The 2,803-nt window shown below is 30.2% G+C and carries 5 protein-coding genes; 3 read left to right on the top strand and 2 right to left on the bottom strand.

What is annotated here, in order from left to right:
* The first annotated feature begins 42 nt into the window (after positions 1-42).
* Together CD127_RS11435 and CD127_RS11440 are read left to right on the top strand one after the other, a co-directional pair.
* Positions 43-534, top strand: coding sequence for a GNAT family N-acetyltransferase (locus CD127_RS11435; protein WP_103366792.1), 492 nt, complete (start codon positions 43-45; stop codon positions 532-534).
* 143 nt (positions 535-677) lie between these two features.
* Positions 678-1,298: a LysE/ArgO family amino acid transporter gene (locus CD127_RS11440; RefSeq protein WP_174694741.1), complete on the top strand. Its 621-nt coding sequence runs from the start codon at positions 678-680 to the stop codon at positions 1,296-1,298.
* Positions 1,299-1,382: 84 nt separating this feature from the next.
* Here the strand turns inward: CD127_RS11440 and CD127_RS11445 are convergent, their stop codons facing one another.
* Positions 1,383-1,979 (bottom strand): histidine phosphatase family protein, encoded by a 597-nt coding sequence (locus CD127_RS11445; protein WP_103366793.1) that lies wholly within the window; start codon positions 1,977-1,979, stop codon positions 1,383-1,385.
* Between the two features lie 242 nt (positions 1,980-2,221).
* Between CD127_RS11445 and CD127_RS11450 the strand changes: the two genes are divergently transcribed.
* Positions 2,222-2,464 (top strand): hypothetical protein, encoded by a 243-nt coding sequence (locus CD127_RS11450; protein WP_103297846.1) that lies wholly within the window; start codon positions 2,222-2,224, stop codon positions 2,462-2,464.
* On the opposite strand, the gene CD127_RS11455 is transcribed toward CD127_RS11450, so the two are convergent.
* Positions 2,456-2,659 (bottom strand): sterile alpha motif-like domain-containing protein, encoded by a 204-nt coding sequence (locus CD127_RS11455; RefSeq protein ID WP_103297845.1) that lies wholly within the window; start codon positions 2,657-2,659, stop codon positions 2,456-2,458. The genes CD127_RS11450 and CD127_RS11455 overlap by 9 nt on opposite strands.
* Positions 2,660-2,803 lie beyond the last annotated feature (144 nt).

Consider the following 2,803-nt stretch of genomic DNA (forward strand, 5'->3'; position numbering starts at 1 on the left):
TTATATTATTAAACGTTTTATATGGTATATGAGGAGGATATAATGGCTAATATTCGGATACTTAAAACTGAAGATTTAGAAATTTACAAAGTGTTATTAGCAAATAATTCCTATACATTTTCTTGGGATCAATTTTATTACCAACATGTTTCGGATGATTATCTACTCAACATCCTCTCTCCAAATGATAAATATTGGAATATATTCGGTATATTTAAAGATAACGAACTCGCAGCTTGCGTGACATTGCGTCAAATGAGACAAATTGGAAGACAGCATAAAGCTATCGTTGAAAACCTCTTCTTGAAAGTTAAAGAAGACGAAGTCATCGCTCAAGATTTAGTATGTGAAGTCATTGATTATGCGAAAGAACAAGGAATTGAAAAATTAATGACTTGCGTCACTTCTAATAATATTAGTGGCAAAATATTCTTTACTTCTTTCGGCTTTGAAATGCTTGGTTTAGAAGAAAATTCCGCCAAAGTCGGCGATGAATATTTCGATGTTCATTGGCTAATTTATGATATTAATTAAATATTTCAAAATGCATATAAACAAGCATTCATCATATCAAAAATCACTCTAGCTAATTTCCATTAATGTATTATAATAAATGTTACATTTTAAATTTTTGGAAAATTTTAATTATTTAGCGTCGTAATATATGGGGTGATTTTTTGATTCAGGCAACAATTCACGGGTTATTATTAGCTTTAGGCTTAATTTTGCCATTAGGCGCGCAAAATATTTTTATTTTCAATCAAGGCGCAAACCATGCTAAATTAAAACGAGTCATTCCTGTGATTATTACTGCAGGTTTATGTGATACAATTTTAATTCTTTTAGCGGTTATAGGGGTTTCAATCATCTTACTTACCATTCCTGTGTTGCAATTAATTATTTATATCATCGGTCTAATATTTTTGTTTTATATGACCTGGACATTGTGGCACGCCTTCCCTCAAACAATAGAGGTATCGCATCAAACTTTTTCACCGCGTAAACAAATTAGCTTTGCTTTGTCAGTGTCCTTATTAAATCCGCATGCGATTATGGACACTATTGGAGTCATTGGTACCAGTGCTTCTGCTTATTTTGGTTCTGAAAAGGTAGCATTTACATTAGCGACAATTTCCATTTCTTGGATATGGTTTATCTTTTTAGCTGTCCTTGGACGCACAGTAGGTCAAATTGATAAATCTGGCAAGCTTGTTCTTCTTTTAAATAAATTATCAAGTATTATTATTTTGATAGTGGCATTCATAATTATTACTAAAATTTGGCATATATTTTTTTAGATTTTAAAACTAAAAAAGTGAGCGTTAAAGTGAGTATGTATACTTTCAAAGACATCTTCACTTTAACGCTCACGCTATTTAACTCTAATGTTTTACTTCTTCAATTGGATCTATTTTTTCAATGTATTTAAATTGATGATTGTCATATTCAAATTTTAAAATATGGCAATTTCCTATAGCTACTTCTGATGCTGCAGCATCTCCAATCCACGTTCTTAAAAAGGCTTGAATGCCAGTCCCATGGCTCACCGCTAAAACGGTTGAACCCTCTGACTCTTCCATCATCTCTGTTAACGTACGATTTAAACGTTTTTCTACTTCTTCTCTTGAATCTCCTTCAAATGCGACTAAACGATTACCAAATAAATCGCTATTATCCCATGTCGCCGTTAATAAATCTACACTTTCACCTTCAAATAAACCAAAGCTCCACTCTTTTAATCCTTTAGAGCGTTGATAAGGCGTGTTAGGCGCTACATTTTCTAAAGTATCACATGCACGCTCAGAACTTGATGAATACAAACTATCAAACTTAATGTTTTTATTTTTTAAATATTGTCCAGCTATTTGAGCTTGTGAAATCCCTAATTTTGTTAATGGAGAGTCACTTGCTCCCTGAACTTTCCCTCTTAAATTAAACATTGTTTGACCATGTCTCATTAAATAAAGTGTTTTAGACATTTACTACACCTCAATTTTTTATTTTTGAAAATAAAAACATTACAACTAAATTAGTGCAATGTATTTAATCCACTAATGTTAAATTTGGCTATATCTTAAAACTTTATAATTAAATAATATTATACATTAATTTCTTAATTTTCAAAAATGATATAAGGCAAAAAAATAATTATGTAGTTTGAGTCCTATTATGGCGGGTATAAATTAATATAGGATTTACAATTACTAAAGGAGTGTTAATTATGAGCAATCATAATGAGTATAGTTATGTTAATCCTAACAAGCTCTCATTAGAGTGGGAATGTTTTATTATAAGTAAATCAGATATGTTACTAGATGGAGTTCCATGCGAACTTATCAATTCATGGATGGATAAGGATATTATTCAACCATTTTCAATAAAAGATAATGAGATTAATTTTAAAACAAAAGATGTGTGGAAGGCATTAAATACGCAAAACTGGTATAACGCACACTCAAATTAATTTATAAAGACTAATGGCACGGTTAGCGCTTTCAATAAGCTGATGGTCGACATAATTTGACATAACATAAGCTCTAATTGCTTTATTATTATGTTCGTGTTTTGGAAAATCGTGATCATTCACGATATAATTTGCTAAACTTCCAAGAGGCGTATCATCATTAATAAAACCAATAACGAAATCATAAAATGTCATAATAACCCTCCTCAGTTTAATCAATTTTATAATGTTTTAAAGGTTTTCTTATTATATATTGTGTATTCATATAAGAAAACTCGAATTTATAATTCGACTTATATTCTAACTATTAATGTATTGCAATTATTGATAACATATAAT

Origin of the sequence: Staphylococcus petrasii (assembly GCF_002902565.1) — a bacterium.
Classification (GTDB): domain Bacteria; phylum Bacillota; class Bacilli; order Staphylococcales; family Staphylococcaceae; genus Staphylococcus; species Staphylococcus petrasii.

What these genes read in the sequence shown, in the direction of transcription:
- CD127_RS11435 (WP_103366792.1), top strand. Translation starts at nt 43, where the DNA reads ATGGCTAATATTCGGATACTTAAAACTGAAGATTTAGAAATTTACAAA.
- CD127_RS11455 (WP_103297845.1), bottom strand. Translation starts at nt 2,659, where the DNA reads ATGACATTTTATGATTTCGTTATTGGTTTTATTAATGATGATACGCCT.
- CD127_RS11450 (WP_103297846.1), top strand. Translation starts at nt 2,222, where the DNA reads ATGAGCAATCATAATGAGTATAGTTATGTTAATCCTAACAAGCTCTCA.
- CD127_RS11445 (WP_103366793.1), bottom strand. Translation starts at nt 1,979, where the DNA reads ATGTCTAAAACACTTTATTTAATGAGACATGGTCAAACAATGTTTAAT.